Here is a 16725-nt window from a genome sequence, read left to right on the forward strand (position 1 = left end):
ACATCTGTCCCTTAAAATGCAGACGCCCGATGCAGTGCATCGGGCGTCCTTGGCCGCCTGACGGCGGCCTCTACATCCGCCACAGGTGTCAACCTATGGCAGGACGGGTCAGTTCGCCCTCGCATCCGTATGAGAAGCCGCGGCGGGGCTCGGCTACCGGAACCGAGGCGCCGAGCCGCGCGTTAGGCCGCCTTCGCCAACCGCATGAACTCCGCCGCATTCACCGGCCGGCCCAGGTGATACCCCTGCAGCTGATCGCAGCCCATGTCGCTCAGGTACTGGCGTTGGCCGGCCGTCTCCACGCCTTCGGCGACGATCTGCAGCTGCAGCGAACGGCCCAGCGCGATGATCGACGAGACGATGGCGGCATCTTCGGCGTTGTCTTCCAGATCACGCACGAAGGCACGGTCGATCTTCAGCTCCGTAGCCGGCATGCGCTTGAGGTAGAGCAGGCTGGAGTAACCCGTGCCGAAATCGTCGATGGAGATGTTCACGCCCATCGCAGTCAGCCCGTGCAGGATCAGCAGGCTGGCATCGACGTCCTTCATTGCCGTGGTTTCGGTCACTTCCAGGGTGAGTCGTTTCGGGTCCAGGCCATGGCGATCCAGGGTGCGGCGCACCGTATCGAGCAGCGTGCTGGAACCGAACTGCAACGGTGACAGATTCACCGCCATGGTCCAGTCGGGATGGCCGGCGTCGTGCCACTGGCGCAGCTGGTGGCAGGCGTGGTCGAGCACCCACTCGCCCAGAGCCAGGATCAGCCCGCTGCGCTCGGCGATGGGGATGAAGGCGTCGGGCGAGAGCAGCCCCAGCTCGGGATGCTGCCAGCGCACCAGCGCTTCGGCGCCGATCAGTGATTCACCATTGGCCTGGAACTTGGGCTGGTAGTGCAGCACCAGCTCATTGCGGCTGACCGCTTTGCGCAGTTCCTGAAGCAGTTTAAGCTGGCGGTTCGCGCTCACGTTGAGCGACTGGGTGAAGAACGTATAGCCGTTCCGGCCCGAATCCTTGGTGTGGTACATCGCGGCGTCGGCGTGGGCCATCAGGTCGCGCTCGGTGGTGGCATCGGCCGGGTACAGCGCGATGCCCAGGCTGGCGCTGACCTGCAGTTCCAGTGCATCGATCTCGAACGGCTCGGCCACGCAGGCGATGATCCGTTCGGCGACAACGGCGGCGTCTTCGGGGTCGTCGATCTGGAACACGATGACGAACTCATCCCCGCCCAGCCGGGCGAAGGTGTCCTGCGCGCGCAGCAGCGCCGACACGCGTTCACTAACCTGGATCAGCAGCTTGTCGCCGAGCTGATGGCCGTAGGCGTCGTTGATCGTCTTGAAGCCATCCAGGTCGCAGAACATCACCGCGAAGCTGAACTGTCGACGGCGTGCTTTCTCGATGGCCTGCTCGATGCGGTCCTGCAGCAGCATGCGGTTGGGCAGCTGGGTCAGTGGGTCGTGCAGGGCCGCCTGCAGCAGCTTTTCATTGGCCTGCGCCAGCGAGTCGGCCAGCAGGCCGGTGCGGGTGCGCATCTGCCGATCGAACACCGAGGAAATCAGTGCGATGCCGAGGGTGCCCAGGGTGGTGACGATCACCAGCACGGCCAGCCATTTGGCATCGATGCCTTCGCCGAACGCCGCACCGCAGACCGCGCCCTCGGGGAAGTTGGCCGCGGCCATGCCGGTGTAGTGCATGCCGACGATCGCCAGGCCCATCACCAGCGAGGCCAGCCCGCGCAGCAGGAAGGGCCGCCGCTGCTCCAGGCGCAGCCGGAAGGCAATCCACAGTGCTGCGCCGGCCGCGCCGATGGCGATCAGGATGGAGGCGGCGAACCAGGCCGGGTTGTAGTCGATGCCCGGCTGCATCTGCAGGGCGCTCATGCCCAGGTAATGCATGGTGGCGATGCCCAGCCCCATCAGTACCGCGCCGGCGCACAGGCGCGACCAGGGCAGCTCCGCGCGCGAGACCAGCCACAGTGCATAGGCCGAGGCACCGACCGAGACCGCCAGCGAGTACAGGGTGATCGCCAGGTCATAGCCGACCGGGATCGGCAGATGGAAGGCCAGCATGCCGATGAAGTGCATGGACCAGACCCCCAGGCCCATCGCGGTGGCGCCGCCGGCCAGCCACCAGCGGGCGACCCGCCCTTGGGTACTGGCCAGCCGGCCGGCCATGTCCAGCGCGGTGTAGGAGGCGAGGATGGCAACCAGCAGCGAGAACACGACAAGACTCTGGCTGTAGGTGCCGGTCATGGAGAAGCCTGGAAAGTTGAAGGAAAGGCGGTGGCCCGCCGGAGTATCGGCACTGTGACCGGATTCTTGAGGGGGCTGGGGCGCACGGCGTCTCGGTTGCTGCGACGCGGCTCGGCTATCCTGCCGCATCGATTCTGAAGCGGAAGTTGACATGGCCAAGCGACTCACCGCTTACGTCTGCAGTGAATGTGGCGCCGAATACAGCAAGTGGCAGGGCCAGTGCACCGAGTGCGGGGTCTGGAACACGCTCAGCGAAATCACGCTGGAAAGCGCGACGCCTGCCAAGTCGTCGCCGGCGTCGCGCCGTTCCGGCTGGGCCGGCAAGGTGGATGCGCCGAAGATCATGGCGCTCAAGGACGTACAGCAGACCGAGCACCTGCGGGTGAGCACCGGCATCGGCGAGTTCGACCGCGTGCTCGGCGGTGGTCTGGTCGAAGGTGCGGTGGTGCTGGTCGGTGGCGATCCCGGCATCGGCAAGTCCACCCTGCTGCTGCAGGCCGTAGCGAAGATGGCCGCCAGCCTGCCGGTGCTGTACATCACCGGTGAGGAATCGCTCTCGCAGGTGGCTGGCCGTGCCGTTCGCCTGGATCTGCCGCTGGACAACGTCAACGCACTGGCCGAAACCCAGGTCGAGGCGATCCTGCAGCATGCCAGCGTGGCCAAGCCGCGGCTGATCGTGGCCGATTCGGTGCAGACGCTGTGGACCGAATCGCTGACCGCTGCCCCGGGCTCGGTCAGCCAGGTGCGTGAGAGCGCCGCACGGCTGGTGCGCTTTGCCAAGGAAACCGGCACCGCCGTGTTCCTGGTCGGCCACGTCACCAAGGAGGGCGGCATTGCCGGCCCGCGCGTGCTCGAGCACATGGTCGACGCGGTGCTGTACTTCGAAGGTGAGAGCGGCAGCCGATTCCGCCTGCTGCGGGCGTTCAAGAACCGCTTCGGCGCGGTCAACGAGCTGGGCGTGTTCGCCATGGGCGAGAAGGGCCTGAAAGAGGTCTCCAATCCCTCGGCGATCTTCCTCTCCGGCGGCAGCACCCAGCAGCCCGGCAGCTGCGTGATGGTCACCCGCGAGGGGACGCGCCCGCTGCTGGTGGAAGTGCAGGCACTGGTGGACGCCTCGCCGCTGTCCAACCCGCGCCGGGTGGCGGTGGGGCTCGAGCAGAACCGCCTGGCGATGCTGCTGGCGGTGCTGCACCGGCATGGCGGCGTGCTGGTGGGCGATCAGGACGTGTTCGTCAACGTGGTGGGCGGCATCCGCGTGCAGGAGACCGCCGCCGATCTGCCGGTGCTGCTGGCGGTGCTGTCCTCGCTGCAGGACCGGCCGCTGGCCGAGAAGACCATCGCCTTCGGCGAGGTGGGCCTGTCCGGCGAGATCCGCCCCGTGCCCAACGGTGAAGACCGCCTGCGCGAAGCAGCGACGCATGGCTTCAAGCGCGCGATCGTGCCAAAGGCGAATGCACCGAAGACGGGCAGCGTGAAGGGCATGGAGGTGATCGCGGTGGAGCGGTTGTCGGAGGCGATCGACGCGCTGTGACCGGGGCCGGGCCGAGGCTCGGTTGTCGCGGCTCTGTAGAGCCGAGCCCATGCTCGGCTCCACCCATGACGAATGGGTCTGCGGTCAGCCAGCCTGTGCTAGTTTTCCGGGCTCGACGAAGGCGCCTTCCGGCGCTTTTCCGTGGCAAGGAGTAATCGATTACATGCAGGACCCGATGTTCAGCACCCCCGCTGCCGAAATCCGCCGCGCCGGGGTCGATCTCAATGGACTGATGACGGTGCTGGGCAAGCACCTGTATTCCACCCCGATGGTGGCGCTGCGCGAACTGGTGCAGAACGCGCATGATTCGATCATCCGCCGCCGTATCGAGCAGCCCGGCATCGAGTGCGCATCGCGCATCGACGTGCAGGTCGATGCCGCCGCCGGCGTGCTGCGCATCACCGACACCGGTGCCGGCCTGACCCGGCAGGAAATCCACGATTACCTGGCCACGGTCGGCGTCGGTTACACCCGGGGCCTGCGCCAGGAGGGCGAGGACAATGACGGCCTGATCGGCATGTTCGGCCTGGGCTTCCTGTCGGCCTTCGTGCTGGCGCGCCGTGTCAGCGTGCGCACCACCTCCTATCAAGCGCCGGAGCTGGGCCACCTGTACGTGTCCAGCAACGCCGAGCAGTACACCGTCAGCGACGTGCCGGCACGGGCGATCGGCACGGAGGTCGAGCTGGAGCTGCATCCGGACTTCCTGCCGCTGGCCAACGAAGCGCGCCTGCACGAGGTGCTTGGCCGCTACTGCGCGCTGCTGTCCGAACCGATCTTCATCGGCGCTGCCGCCGAGGCCATCAACCCTGAACCGCCGCCGTGGCGCGGGCAGGGTGACGTCGCGCTGCATCCCGTGCAGGCACGCCGCCAGGCGCTGCAGTTCGCTGCCCGTTTCGAACACGATTTCGAGCCCATCGTGACGATGCCGCTGCAGTCCGATGGCAGCAGCGACGCCGTCGGGATGCTCTGGGTGCAGGACGGTGCCACCTACGGCACCAGCGACAACCGCAACCTGTCGGTGTTCGTGCGCGGCATGCTGCTGGACGACGATGCACGCGACCTTTTGCCGCCGTGGGCCGGCTTCATCGGCGGGGTGATCGAATCGTCGAAGCTGACCCCGACGGCCAGCCGCGAGGATCTGCAGCGCGATGATCACTATCGCGCCGTGCAGCACGCCCTGCTGGAAGCGCTGATCGATGGCCTGGCCGACGTCGCACGCCAGCAGCCCGAAGCCTGGCGGCGTGTGCTCAGCCGGCACAATGAAGCCCTGCTGGGCGCAGCCCTGTGCGATGAGCGCCTGTTCGACCTGCTGCTGGAACACGTGCGCGTGCCGACCTCGCAGGGCGACCTGCCGGCCAGCGCGTTGCCGGCGCGTGGCGCGGTGCATGTGATCCTCGACAACGGTGGCGGCTTCGAGGAAATGTTGTTCCGTGCGATGGGCGTGCCGGTCGCGCATGGCCATCGCTATGCAGTGGTGCCATTCCTGCGCCGCTGGGCCCAGGCCAAGGGCCTGCGCCTGGTTGAGCTCGGTACCGAGCAGGGCAATCGCGCACTGTTCCGCACTGACGACAGCCTTGACGATGCGCAGCTGGCCTGGCTGCGTGAACACCTGGGCGATGGCGAACAGCTGCTGCCGGCGCGCTTCAGCCCCGAGGCGCTGCCGGTGGTGGTGGTGCCCGACCGCGAAGCCGAGCTGAAGCAGCGCCTGGAAGACGACGAGAACGACAAGCGCGTCTCGATGGCCGCCTTGCGCCTGGCGCGCCAGTTCACCGCGCGAATCGAGGCGCGTGCGCCGTCACGGCTCTACCTCAACCTGGACAATCCAGCGGTGCAGGCATTGCTGCAGGCCCAGCGCGATGGCCACCCGCAGGCCGCCTCGGCCGCACGCCTGCTGCGCTCGCTGAAGATCATCGTGTCCGCACAGGGCCGGCCGTTGCAGCGGAGTGCGGCAACGCCGGGCCCCGATCTCAATGGTGCATTTACCGATATTGCCGGTGCCCTGCAGCAGATGCTGCGCTGAGCACCGCCCCCTCTCATCCAGCCTTCGCTAGACAGGAGCATTTCCCCCCATGGATATCTGGAACTGGGTTGAAAAACTGCAGGAAGACCTGCGCCAGGCCGGGCAGGCACAGAACGCCCACCTGCTGACCCGCCTTGCCGATGACGTCAGTGAACTGCAGGTCGACCGCGTCGATGCACTGCTGCCCGAAGCGCGCGCGCTGGGCAAGGCGCTGGACAACCCCTGGGTCGACGTCTATGTCGGCCATTGGGCGCTGCGCAACCGCGTCGGCAACCGCATGGAAGGTGAAAGCGCACTGGGCGAGTCGGTGGCGCTGTTCGAACGCGCACACCGTGCCGATACCCTGGATTGCCCGCAGTCGATCTGCGTCACCCAGGATCTTGCCGCCTGCTACGGCAACATCGATGGTCCGGGTTGGGTACCTGAGCGCATCGAGGTCTGCGACGAGACGCTGGGCCGTATCGACCCAAGCTGGGCCTGCTTCCAGTGCCTGAGCTGCGAGAAGGCGGACGCGCTGCTGGACGACGGCCGCGGCCAGGACGCGCTGGAGTACCTGCAGGTGCAGTCGGCGGCGATCCAGGCGCGTGGCAAGGAGGTGTTCGACAGCTTCCCGGAAATGCAGATCAAGATCCTGCTGGCCAGTGGCCGTGCGGAGGAGGCGCTGGCACTGATCGAGCAGCGCGAGGCCGAAGTGGCTGCTGCAGGCGACTACGAGCCGGCCAACTGCACGGTGCCGCGCCGGCTGTCCAAGGCCTGGGCGCTGGCCCAGCTGGGGCGTGATGAAGACGCACTGCAGCAGCTGGTGCCATGGAGCGAGCTGACGCCGAACCACTGGCGGTTGTGGGCCAATACTGCCTCGACACTGTGCAGCCGGGATGGCGCGCGCAATACCTGGGATCTGGGCACGCGCTTCAACACCATCATCGAGCACTTCGCCGCGGTCGGCGCGCATCGCCTGGTGATCGAGATCGCTGCATTGAGCCTGGAACTGGCCCTGCAGCGTGGCGCGCGCTGGGTGGCGCAGCGCCAGCTCGGTCTGGCCCGGACCCATCTGGCGCAGCTGCGGCAGGATCGTGGCGCTGCCGCGCTGGTGGCCGGCTTGGCCGCACGGATCGAGGCACTGCCGGAGATGGCACCGCTGCCGGTGCCTGCCGACGAACTGCTGGCATGGCTGCAGGCGCAGGGCGAACAGCACCAGTCGCGCGATCCCGAGCGTGAAGCGCAGTGGCTGCTGCAGGCGCACGCCGAGCAGCCCGACGACGGCGCGCTGGCCGAGGTCGCTGCCTCGGCGCTGCACGCCTGCGGCGCAACCACCGAAGCCATGGCGCTGCTGTGGGACTTCGTGCGCGGCCACGCGCAGGAAGATGGCGCGGCGGCCTACACCCTGATGCGTTGGCTGGCCGAGCAGGGCGATGATGATGGCTTGCGCAGGCTGGCCGCGACCTATCGCGACAGCGTGCCGGTGTTCGCGCACTGGTGCGAAGTACAGCGTGCACGGCGCACGTCCGACTGGCCGGCGCTGGAACAGGCCGCGCAGGCGTTGTTGGCGTTGTCCCCAGGCTCGAACGGCGCACGCCGGACGCTTGCCAGCATGTACATGGAGACCGGCCGTTTCAGCGATGCGCAGGCCTGCTACGCGCAGCTGGTGGAGACGCTGGAGGAGCCGAATGCCGCGCACTGGGACCACATGAGTGCCGCCAGCGCGGCGCGCGACTGGGATGCAGTGCGCCGCTCGGCGGCCGCGATCGGCATGGAATTGTCCAGCCAGCAGGGCGTGGTCGAAGAGCCCTGGGGCTGGGTGATCATCCGCAGCGAAGACGGCGGCGAGCCGGTGGAGTACTACGCCCGCCGCAGCGGGCCGGTGACCGCGCGCATCGTCGAGAACGCACCGGCCAACCGCGCGCAGCAGGTGGGTGACTGGGTGGTGTTCGACGCCGGCCTGGTGCACCCCGCACCAGAAGATGAAGCCGAGCGCGAGCACTTCATTCCGACCTATGCGCAGGTGCACGTGCTGGAGCGGGGTGGATTCGCACGCAGCTGGCTGGTCGACGGCGCGCATCCGGGCGAGGCGGCATGGGACGCGCTGGTGGAGGCGGCCGAGGCGCAGGGCTGGAAAGTGTGGTCGCACAGCCGTGCGGACTACACCGTGACCGATCCGGATGCCGAAGACGAGACGCTGCCGGGGCTGCTGTTCACGGTCGCCCAGCCGCAGGATCACGCGCCGCTGGCACTGCATCGCTTCCTGCAGCAGGCGACGGCGGAGTGGGCGCACCCACACTGCTGGCTGCGCCTGGCCGAGGCCTGCGACCAGGACCGGCAGCCGCATCTGGACGCGATCGAACGGTACGGGTTGTGATCAGCGGATAGCGGGTGGGTGCCGACCGTTGGTCGGCACGCTGCTATCGCGTGCGACCGAACACCAGTTCGATCACGAACTGGCTGCCGAAGAACGCCAGCAGCAGCAACGCCATCGCGGTCAGGGTCCAGTGCACCGCCTTCGCACCGCGCCAGCCATAGCGGCGGCGGCCGATCAGCAGCGTGCCGAAGACAATCCAGGACAGGATGCTGAGCACGGTCTTGTGCACCAGCTTCTGGGCCAGCAGGTCATCGACGAACAGCACGCCGGTGACCAAGGTCAGCGTGAGCAGCGCAAAGCCTACTGTGATCACGCGGAACAGCAGGGCTTCCAGGTCCGCCAGCGGGGGCAGCGCACGCAGCCACGGGCGGAAATCACGGCGGCGCAGGGCGCGTTCCTGCAGCCACAGCATGATCGCCAGCAACGCGGCCACGCTCAGGGTGGCGTAGGCCAGCAGCGCCATCCACGCGTGCGTGGCCAGCTGCCAGCCCAGTGGTTTGCTCGGCTCGTGGCCGTAGCCGTGGTAGATCCACAACACTGCTGCCGCCATCGGGAACACCAGCACCCCAAGCGCCGCCATGCGCCCGCGCGCGGCCACCAGCGAGGTCAGCCACGCCATGCCCAGACCGACCAGCGACAGCGCGGCGAAGAAGTGCATGTCCGGCCCGCCGCTGGTCCGCATCGCCACCAGCACGTGATAACCGCCGTGCAGCAGCATGGCCGGCAGCGCCGGCCACAGCCAGGCCGGGGAGGTCACCGCATCATCGCGGACGACCGCGCGCACCAGCAGGCCGGTCGCGGTCAGGTACAGCAGGGTCGCGATGAGAACGATTGTCATCGTGTCAGTTTCGCATACCCCCGGGGTGCTGGCGATGCCCGCAGCGCCGCCGCCGGGGCCGGTCCGGGAGCCGGGGCGGAACCGTTATACTGGCGGTCTCATTGTCTTTTGTTCTGAACAGGTCGCTTCCATGTTCGAGTCCCTGACCCAGCGCCTCTCCGGCACCATCGAGCGGCTGCGTGGCCGCGGTCGCCTGACCGAGGAAAACATCCGCGAGGCCACCCGCGAAGTCCGCATCGCGCTGCTCGAGGCCGACGTCGCGCTGCCCGTGGTGCAGGCGCTGGTCGAACGCATCAAGGTGCGTGCGGTCGGCCAGGAAGTGCTCAAGTCGCTGACCCCGGGCCAGGCGCTGATCAAGGTCGTGCGCGACGAGCTGACTGCGGTCATGGGCTCGGCTGCCTCGGACCTGAACCTCAATGTGCCGGCGCCGGCGATCATCCTGATGGCCGGCCTGCAGGGTGCGGGCAAGACCACCACGGTGGGCAAGCTGGCCAAGCACCTCAAGGAAAAGCGCAAGAAGAAGGTGATGGTGGTCTCGGCCGACGTCTACCGTCCGGCCGCGATCGAGCAGCTCAAGACCCTGGCCGACCAGGTCGGGGTGCTGTTCTTCCCGTCCACCGCCGACCAGAAGCCGGAGGCCATCGTCCGTGCCGCGATCGATGACGCGCGCAAGTCGTTCGTGGATGTGCTGATCGTCGATACCGCCGGTCGCCTGGCCATCGACGAAGCGATGATGGCCGAGATCAAGGCGCTGCACGCCGCGGTCAACCCGGCCGAAACGCTGTTCGTGGTCGATGCCATGACCGGCCAGGATGCCGCCAATACCGCCAAGGCCTTCGGCGATGCGCTGCCGCTGACCGGTGTGGTGCTGACCAAGACCGACGGTGACGCCCGCGGCGGTGCCGCGCTGAGCGTGCGCTACATCACCGGCAAGCCGATCAAGTTCGTCGGTGTGAGCGAAAAGCCGGACGGCCTGGATGTCTTCCATCCGGACCGTATCGCCAGCCGCATCCTGGACATGGGCGACGTGCTGTCGCTGGTGGAGCAGGTCGAGCAGCAGGTCGACAAGGACAAGGCGCAGAAGCTGGCCGAGAAGGTCGCCAAGGGCAAGAAGTTCGATCTGAACGACATGCGTGACCAGCTGGAACAGATGCAGAACATGGGCGGCATCGGCGGCCTGATGGACAAGCTGCCGGGCCTGGGCCAGATTCCCGAGCACCTCAAGCAGCAGGTCAGCCAGGGCAAGGAAGTGCCGCGCATGATCGCGATCATCAACTCGATGACCAAGAAAGAGCGCCGCAACCCGGGCCTGCTCAACGGCTCGCGCCGCGCCCGTATCGCGCGCGGTTCCGGCCTGACCCCGGCCGACGTCAACAAGCTCATGAAGCAGTTCCAGCAGATGGAAAAGATGATGAGCAAGATGGCCGGCGGCGGCATGAAGGGCATGATGCGCAGCATGAAGGGGATGATGGGCGCCATGGGTGGCCGCGGCGGCATGCCGTTCCGCTGAGTCCTGCGCAGGCGCATTCCGGCCAGGGGCGGTGCGGCGTATGCTGGCACCGTCTCCTTTCACAGGTGCGCCGAGCGTGAGTGTTTCCCCGCTTCTCGAACGCGCCGACAGCTTCTGTCGGCGTTTTGCATTGCAGGCCCCGATCCTGCTCGCGCCGATGGCCGGCGCTTGCCCCGTGCCGCTGTCGGCCGCGCTGGCCAATGCCGGCAGCATGGGCGCGATGGGCGCGGTGCTGTCCCAGCCGCAGGACATCGTGGCGTGGATGACCGATTTCCGTGCGCAGTCCGCAGGGCCGGCGCAGGTGAATGTCTGGATACCCGATCCGCTGCCGTCGCGCGAGGCCGACGCCGAAGCCGCGACGCGCCGCTTTCTGGCCCGGTGGGGCCCGGAGGTTCCGGCCACCGCCGCCGATGCCGGTCCGGCTGATTTCGACGCGCAGTTCGATGCCTTGATCGAGGCACGGCCTGCCGTGGCCTCCACCATCATGGGCGTGTTCTCCGCATCACAGGTACAGCGCCTGAAAGACGTAGGCATTGCCTGGATCGCCTGTGCCACGACCTTGGCCGAAGCGCGTGCCGCGCAGGTGGCCGGCGCCGATGCAGTGGTCGCGCAGGGCTTCGAGGCGGGCGGCCATCGTGGTGCGTTCGATCCGGACGCGGCCGAGCGCCAACTGGTTGGATTGTTCGCGCTGCTGCCGCGGCTGGCCGATCACCTGGATATCCCGGTCATTGCGGCCGGCGGCATCGCCGATGGGCGCGGCATCGCGGCCGCCCTGACGCTCGGTGCGAGTGCGGTGCAGGTGGGCACTGCGTTCCTGCGCACCCCGGAGTGCCATTTGAATCCGGCATGGTCGCAGGCGTTGGCCAGTGCCGAGCCGGAAGATACCTGGCCGACGCGCGCCTTCAGTGGTCGCCTCGGCCGTGGCCTGGCCACCGCGTATGTGCGCGCCGCGGCGTCTGCTGGCGCACCGCCACCGCGGCCGTATCCGGTGCAGCGCGGGCTGACCGCGCCGATGCGCGCGCAGGCGGGCCGGGAGAACAATCTCGATGCAATGCAGGCCTGGGCGGGGCAGTCCGCGTGGATGGCTCCCGCGCGGCCGGCATCAGAGGTGCTGCAGCAGATGTGGGCCGATGCGAAGGCGTTGCTCGGATGACGCTGTACTGCAATGGTCATCCCGCCAGCGCCGATGATCTTGCCGGTGCGCTGACCAACTACGGTCATTTCACCTCGCTGCAGGTGCGCAATGGCGCGGTGCAGGGGCTGGATCTGCATCTGCAGCGTCTGCAGGAGGGCACGCTCGAACTATTCGGCACCGCACTGGATCCGCTGCAGGTACGGGCCAGGATGCACGACGCGTTGCAGGCCGAAGGCGCGGTCGATGCCTCGCTGCGGGTGACCGTGTTTTCGCGCCAGTTCGATTTCCGGCGGCCGCTGCAGCCCGTCGCCGTCGATGTACTGGTCGCCGTCGCACCACCGGTCGATCTGCCGGCGATAGCGCGGCGGCTGCGGACGGTGCGCTACCAGCGCGAACTGCCGCACGTGAAGCATGTGGGCACGTTCGCGCTGTTCCAGCATCGCCGCGAGGCCTTGCTGGCAGGCGTGGATGACGCGCTGTTCGTCGGCGACGACGGCCTGGTCAGCGAAGGCACCACCTGGAACATCGCCTTCGCCTCGGGTGACACGTTGATCTGGCCGCAGGCGCCCGCGCTGCGCGGTACCCAGGAGCGCCTGCTGCGGGCAGGGTGGGGCAGCGATCAGCAGGTGCGGCCGGTCACGCTGGCGGACCTGCCCGGATTCGACGCCGCCATTGCCTGCAACGCAGCCGGCATCTGGCCGATCGGGGCGATCGATGGGGGCCTGCTGGCGAACTCGGCGGCGCTGTGCGCCAAGGCCCGGCAGGTGCTCGCGGCGGCGCCCTGGCAGCCGTTGGTGGCCTGAACCGCCTGATCGGCAGGCCCTGTTCAGCTTTCCCGGCCTTCACAGGCTTGGAATGGCCGGAGGCCGCCGCTATAATCGCCGGCTTACCGCGCCATCCTGGCGACTGGGCAATTGAGGAAACAACACCATGGTCAAGATTCGACTGACCCGCGGCGGCGCCAAGAAGCGTCCCTTCTACCACATCATCGTGACCGATTCGCGCAGCGCCCGTGATGGCCGCAACATCGAGCGCGTCGGTTACTACAACCCGGTTGCCCAGGGTGCCGAGTCCCGCATCGTGCTGGACCTGCCGCTGGTCGACAAGTGGGTCGCCAACGGCGCCCAGATGACCGACAAGGTTCGCAACCTGTACAAGGAAGCGACCAAGGCCCAGGCCTCCGCGGCCTGATCCTGAAGGGCCGCGCCTGCCGCGGCCCATCGGTCTATACAGATGAAAGATACCGAGCGCCGCATCCTGCTGGGCAGGATTGTCGGCGCTTTTGGTGTGCGAGGCGAGATCAAGCTCGAGTCCTGGACCGAGCCGCGTACCGCCATTTTCCACTATCAGCCCTGGATCCTGCGGACCCCCGCCGGCCAGGAGAGCACGCTCACCGGTGCACGCGGACGTCAGTCCGGCAAGCATCTGGTCGCCGTGTTTCCCGACATCACCGACCGCGATGTGGTCGAGGCGATGTACGGGACCGAAGTCTATGTCGCGCGCAGCGCACTGCCGCCCCCGAAACCCGATGAGTATTACTGGGTCGATCTGGAGGGCTTGCAGGTGCGTACCGTCGAGGGTGTCGAACTTGGGCGGGCGTCACACCTGTTCTCGACCGGCTCCAACGACGTGCTCGTGGTGCAGGGGGATCGTGAGCGGATGATTCCGTTCGTGCAGCCCGAATTCGTCGTCTCGGTGGATTTCGAGGCCAACCTGATCGTGGTCGATTGGGATCCGGAGTTCTAAGCCGGATGCGTATCGACGTCGTCACGTTGTTCCCCGAGTTCATGGCGCAGTCGGCCGCGCTGGGCGTGGTCGGCCGTGCTGCCGAGCGCGGTCTGCTGGAACTGCACGGCTGGAATCCGCGTGACTATGCCGAAGGCAACTACCGCCGGGTGGACGACCGTCCATTCGGGGGTGGCCCGGGCATGGTCATGCTGATCGAGCCGCTGCGGGCCTGTCTGGCGGCCGCGAAAGCCGCCGATCCGGCGCCCGCACCGGTGATCTACCTCAGCCCGCAGGGCACGCCGCTGACCCAGGCCAAGGTGCGGGAACTGGCGGCACTGCCGCGCATGATCCTGCTCTGCGGCCGCTATGAGGGCATCGACGAGCGTTTCCTCGAGGCCGAGGTTACCGAGGAAATCTCCCTCGGCGATTACGTCCTGTCCGGCGGTGAGCTGGGCGCGGCGGTGATCGTCGATGCGGTGACCCGTCTGCAGGAGGGGGCCCTCGGCGATGCCGAATCGGCTGCCCAGGACAGTTTCGAAGGCCCGCAGGGGCTGCTGGACTGCCCGCATTACAGCCATCCGGCCCAGCATGAATGGGGCACTGTCCCGGACGTACTGCGCTCGGGCAACCATGCCGCCATCGCCCGCTGGCGCCGGCAGCAATCGTTGCTGCGCACGGCGCTGCGGCGGCCGGATCTGCTCGACGAAGGCCAGTTGTCCAAGGCCGACCGCGTCCTGCTGGAGCAGGCACGGCAGGCCGTTGCCAAGGATCCAACCCCCTAGCGCGGGGGCGGGATCTTGTTTACAATTCGGGATTGCCATCGGCCTTTTGGGGCTCGTTGGCAGGAACCCCTACAAAAAACGTGCAGCACAGTCCGGTGACTGCATGAGCCCACGTTGTCGAACGACACGATCACCCGAACATTATCGGTGCACCCATGAGCAAGCTGAACAAATCCATCCTCTCGGACTTCGAATCCGCCCAGATCACCCGCGAGCTGCCGAAGTTCAGCCAGGGTGACACCGTCGTCGTCAACGTGAAGGTGAAGGAAGGCAACCGTGAGCGCGTGCAGGCTTACGAAGGCGTCGTCATCGGCACCAAGAACGCCGGCCTGAACTCCGCGTTCACCGTCCGCAAGATCTCGCACGGCTACGGCGTCGAGCGCGTCTTCCAGACCCACAGCGCCATCATCGACTCGGTCGAAGTGAAGCGTCGTGGTAAGGTCCGCGCCGGCAAGCTGTACTACCTGCGTGGTCTGGAAGGCAAGGCTGCCCGCATCAAGGAAGATCTGGCTGCTGCTGCGCAGGCCAAGGCCGCGCGCCTGGCTGCCAAGGCTGCCCAGTAATTCCCGGCCGACAACTTCGGTTGTCGCCTCAAACGGCCACCTTCGGGTGGCCGTTTGCGTTTATGGCCTCGTGATGGAGAAGCACATGGACCGTTATCCCGCTGATGTTCGTCACGCGCTGCAGGCCATGGCCGACGCCAATGTGCCTGCCGGCATGCGCGCACCGCCGCTGCATCGGTTGTTGTGGCGCATGGGGCTGCGCGTGCCGCCACCGCTGCTCGCCAGCTTCAGTACCAACCTTCTATTGATGGGCGGGCTGTTTGGCCTGCTGTGGAGTGTCTTGTGGCAGGCGCTGATGTGGCTGCTCTTCGAACTGGGCCCGTTTCCGCTCGCCATCACCGTTGGCAGTGCGGTCATGGCCGGCCTGTTGTTCGGCCTGCTGATGGCGCTGCTGATGCAGTACCAGCGCCGCCGCTACAGACTGCCTGCCTGGAAGACCCTGCTGCAGGGGCGCGCGGCTTAATCCGGCCGTGCGTTGCCCGCCGGGGCTGGCTGCAGCGGCGTGGTCGGGTTCGGGTCCGCCACCGGCGACGGCGGCGAGGCCGGGACCTCGGCAGGTGCCGCCAGTTCCTCGTGGTGGCTGGGCAGCATCCGCGCCTTGCGCCAACCGCCCCAGCGGTAATACGCCAGCGACATCAGCATCGCGCAGAACGAACTGACCGGGAAACTCCACCACACCGCATCGGCGCCCCAGCGGTCCTGCAGCAGTTCGGCGAACGGCACGCGGATGCCCCACAGCGAGGCGGCCAGGATCAGCAGCGGCGGAATCACCGCGCCGGTCGAACGCACCACGCCGGAGATCACGAAGTTCACCCCGAAGAACAGGAACGACCACACCGCGATGTGGTTGAGATGGCGCGCCACTTCCAGTGCCTGGCTGCCCTGGGGCAGGAACAAGGCGAGCGTGTAACGGTCGAGCAGGATCAGCGGCAGGATCAGCACGCCAGTCAGCAGGAAGTTGTAGAGCACGCCGCTGCGGGCGGTGCCGCGCACGCGATCCCAGCGCTGCGCGCCAACGTTCTGCGCGGCCATGGTCGAGCACGCCGCACCGATCGCCATCGCCGGCATCTGCACGTACGTCCACAGCTGCAGCGAGGCGCCATATGCGGCGGCGGTATCGGTGCCGTAGCTGTTGACCATGGTCATCATCAGGATCATCGACAGCGAGATCAGCACCATCTGCAGGCCCATCGGCACGCCTTTGACCACCAAGGCGCGCAGGATCTCGCCATCGATCTTGAACAGCGCCATGTCCTTGCGCCCCAGCCACAGCACATGGCGCTTGTTGCGCATGTACCAGAGCAGGCCGAGCAGCGAGAGCGTCTGCGCGATCAACGTGGCCCAGGCCGCGCCGGCGATGCCCAGCTGCGGGAACGGGCCGATGCCGAAGATCAACAGCGGGTTGAAGCCGATATCCAGCACCACCGAGAGCAGCAGGAAACGGAACGGCGTGCGTGAGTCACCGACGCCGCGCAGTGCCGAACTGAGGAAGGCGAAGGCATACAGCGTCGGCATCGCCAGGAAGATGATGCGCAGGTAGGCCTCGGCCAGCGGCAGCGATTCGGCCGGTGTCCCCATCGCCGCCAGCAACGGATGCGATAACCACCAGCCGGCGATCGCGATCACCACCGACAGGCCGATGAAGAAGGTCGCGCTGGTGCCCATCACGCGCCGGGCCTGGGGTAGGTCACGCGCGCCCATCGACTGGCCGATCAGGATCGAGGCAGCCATGCCGATCCCGAACACCGAGCCGATCAGGAAGAACATGATGTTGTTGGCGTTCGCGGTGGCGGTCAGCGCCGCCTCGCCGAGGAAGCGGCCGACCCAGATCGCATTCACCGAGCCGTTCATCGACTGGGCGATGTTGCCCGCCAGGATCGGCAGGGCGAACAGGAACAGATTGCGCCCGATCGGGCCCGTGGTCAGGTCAAGCGGCGCTTTGGCCATGTGCGCTGGAGATCAAGCTCAGAGAGCGGCACACTAGCACCAAGCCCATCAAGGGGATATCGCGATGCG

At 67.3% G+C, this 16725-nt stretch carries 14 protein-coding genes; 11 read left to right on the top strand and 3 right to left on the bottom strand.

Annotated elements, in window-relative coordinates:
* Window positions 1-182: 182 nt before the first annotated feature.
* Window positions 183-2246 (bottom strand): EAL domain-containing protein, encoded by a 2064-nt coding sequence (locus ABE463_RS15595; RefSeq protein WP_346468772.1) that lies wholly within the window; start codon window positions 2244-2246, stop codon window positions 183-185.
* Window positions 2247-2397: 151 nt separating this feature from the next.
* On the opposite strand from ABE463_RS15595, the gene radA reads away from it, so the two are divergent.
* From radA to ABE463_RS15610, 3 genes are all read left to right on the top strand, one after another.
* Window positions 2398-3777 carry a DNA repair protein RadA gene (gene radA / locus ABE463_RS15600; protein ID WP_088432155.1) on the top strand — a complete coding sequence of 460 codons (1380 nt, stop codon included), beginning with the start codon at window positions 2398-2400 and terminating at the stop codon, window positions 3775-3777.
* A 163-nt stretch (window positions 3778-3940) separates the two neighbouring features.
* Window positions 3941-5797: an ATP-binding protein gene (locus tag ABE463_RS15605; protein ID WP_346468773.1), complete on the top strand. Its 1857-nt coding sequence runs from the start codon at window positions 3941-3943 to the stop codon at window positions 5795-5797.
* Window positions 5798-5846: 49 nt separating this feature from the next.
* Window positions 5847-8153 (top strand): hypothetical protein, encoded by a 2307-nt coding sequence (locus ABE463_RS15610; RefSeq protein ID WP_346468774.1) that lies wholly within the window; start codon window positions 5847-5849, stop codon window positions 8151-8153.
* A gap of 43 nt (window positions 8154-8196) precedes the next feature.
* Here the strand turns inward: ABE463_RS15610 and ccsA are convergent, their stop codons facing one another.
* Entirely contained in the window at window positions 8197-8991 is a 795-nt protein-coding gene (gene ccsA / locus ABE463_RS15615; protein ID WP_346468775.1) for a cytochrome c biogenesis protein CcsA, read from the bottom strand.
* 130 nt (window positions 8992-9121) lie between these two features.
* Between ccsA and ffh the strand changes: the two genes are divergently transcribed.
* From ffh to ABE463_RS15655, 8 genes are all read left to right on the top strand, one after another.
* Window positions 9122-10501, top strand: a complete 1380-nt coding sequence (gene ffh, locus ABE463_RS15620) for a signal recognition particle protein (protein WP_019184491.1) — start codon at window positions 9122-9124, stop codon at window positions 10499-10501.
* 76 nt (window positions 10502-10577) lie between these two features.
* Window positions 10578-11654, top strand: a complete 1077-nt coding sequence (locus tag ABE463_RS15625; protein ID WP_346468776.1) for a nitronate monooxygenase — start codon at window positions 10578-10580, stop codon at window positions 11652-11654.
* Window positions 11651-12439 carry an aminotransferase class IV family protein gene (locus tag ABE463_RS15630; protein WP_346468777.1) on the top strand — a complete coding sequence of 263 codons (789 nt, stop codon included), beginning with the start codon at window positions 11651-11653 and terminating at the stop codon, window positions 12437-12439. Before ABE463_RS15625 ends, ABE463_RS15630 begins: the two co-directional genes overlap by 4 nt.
* A gap of 127 nt (window positions 12440-12566) precedes the next feature.
* Window positions 12567-12827: a 30S ribosomal protein S16 gene (gene rpsP, locus ABE463_RS15635; protein ID WP_017356068.1), complete on the top strand. Its 261-nt coding sequence runs from the start codon at window positions 12567-12569 to the stop codon at window positions 12825-12827.
* A 42-nt stretch (window positions 12828-12869) separates the two neighbouring features.
* Complete coding sequence (gene rimM / locus ABE463_RS15640; protein ID WP_121043481.1) at window positions 12870-13382, top strand: ribosome maturation factor RimM; 513 nt, start codon at window positions 12870-12872, stop codon at window positions 13380-13382.
* A gap of 5 nt (window positions 13383-13387) precedes the next feature.
* Entirely contained in the window at window positions 13388-14146 is a 759-nt protein-coding gene (gene trmD, locus ABE463_RS15645) for a tRNA (guanosine(37)-N1)-methyltransferase TrmD (RefSeq protein ID WP_259261391.1), read from the top strand.
* Window positions 14147-14301: 155 nt separating this feature from the next.
* Window positions 14302-14709 carry a 50S ribosomal protein L19 gene (gene rplS, locus ABE463_RS15650; protein ID WP_019184486.1) on the top strand — a complete coding sequence of 136 codons (408 nt, stop codon included), beginning with the start codon at window positions 14302-14304 and terminating at the stop codon, window positions 14707-14709.
* A gap of 85 nt (window positions 14710-14794) precedes the next feature.
* Window positions 14795-15172, top strand: a complete 378-nt coding sequence (locus tag ABE463_RS15655) for a DUF6404 family protein (protein ID WP_346468778.1) — start codon at window positions 14795-14797, stop codon at window positions 15170-15172.
* On the opposite strand, the gene ABE463_RS15660 is transcribed toward ABE463_RS15655, so the two are convergent.
* A complete protein-coding gene (locus ABE463_RS15660; protein ID WP_346468779.1) occupies window positions 15169-16656 on the bottom strand; it encodes an MATE family efflux transporter in 1488 nt (495 codons plus the stop codon). The two genes, ABE463_RS15655 and ABE463_RS15660, sit on opposite strands and share 4 nt — an antisense overlap.
* Window positions 16657-16725: the final 69 nt, after the last annotated feature.

Origin of the sequence: Stenotrophomonas sp. TWI819 (assembly GCF_039673075.1) — a bacterium.
Lineage (GTDB): Bacteria > Pseudomonadota > Gammaproteobacteria > Xanthomonadales > Xanthomonadaceae > Stenotrophomonas > Stenotrophomonas rhizophila_B.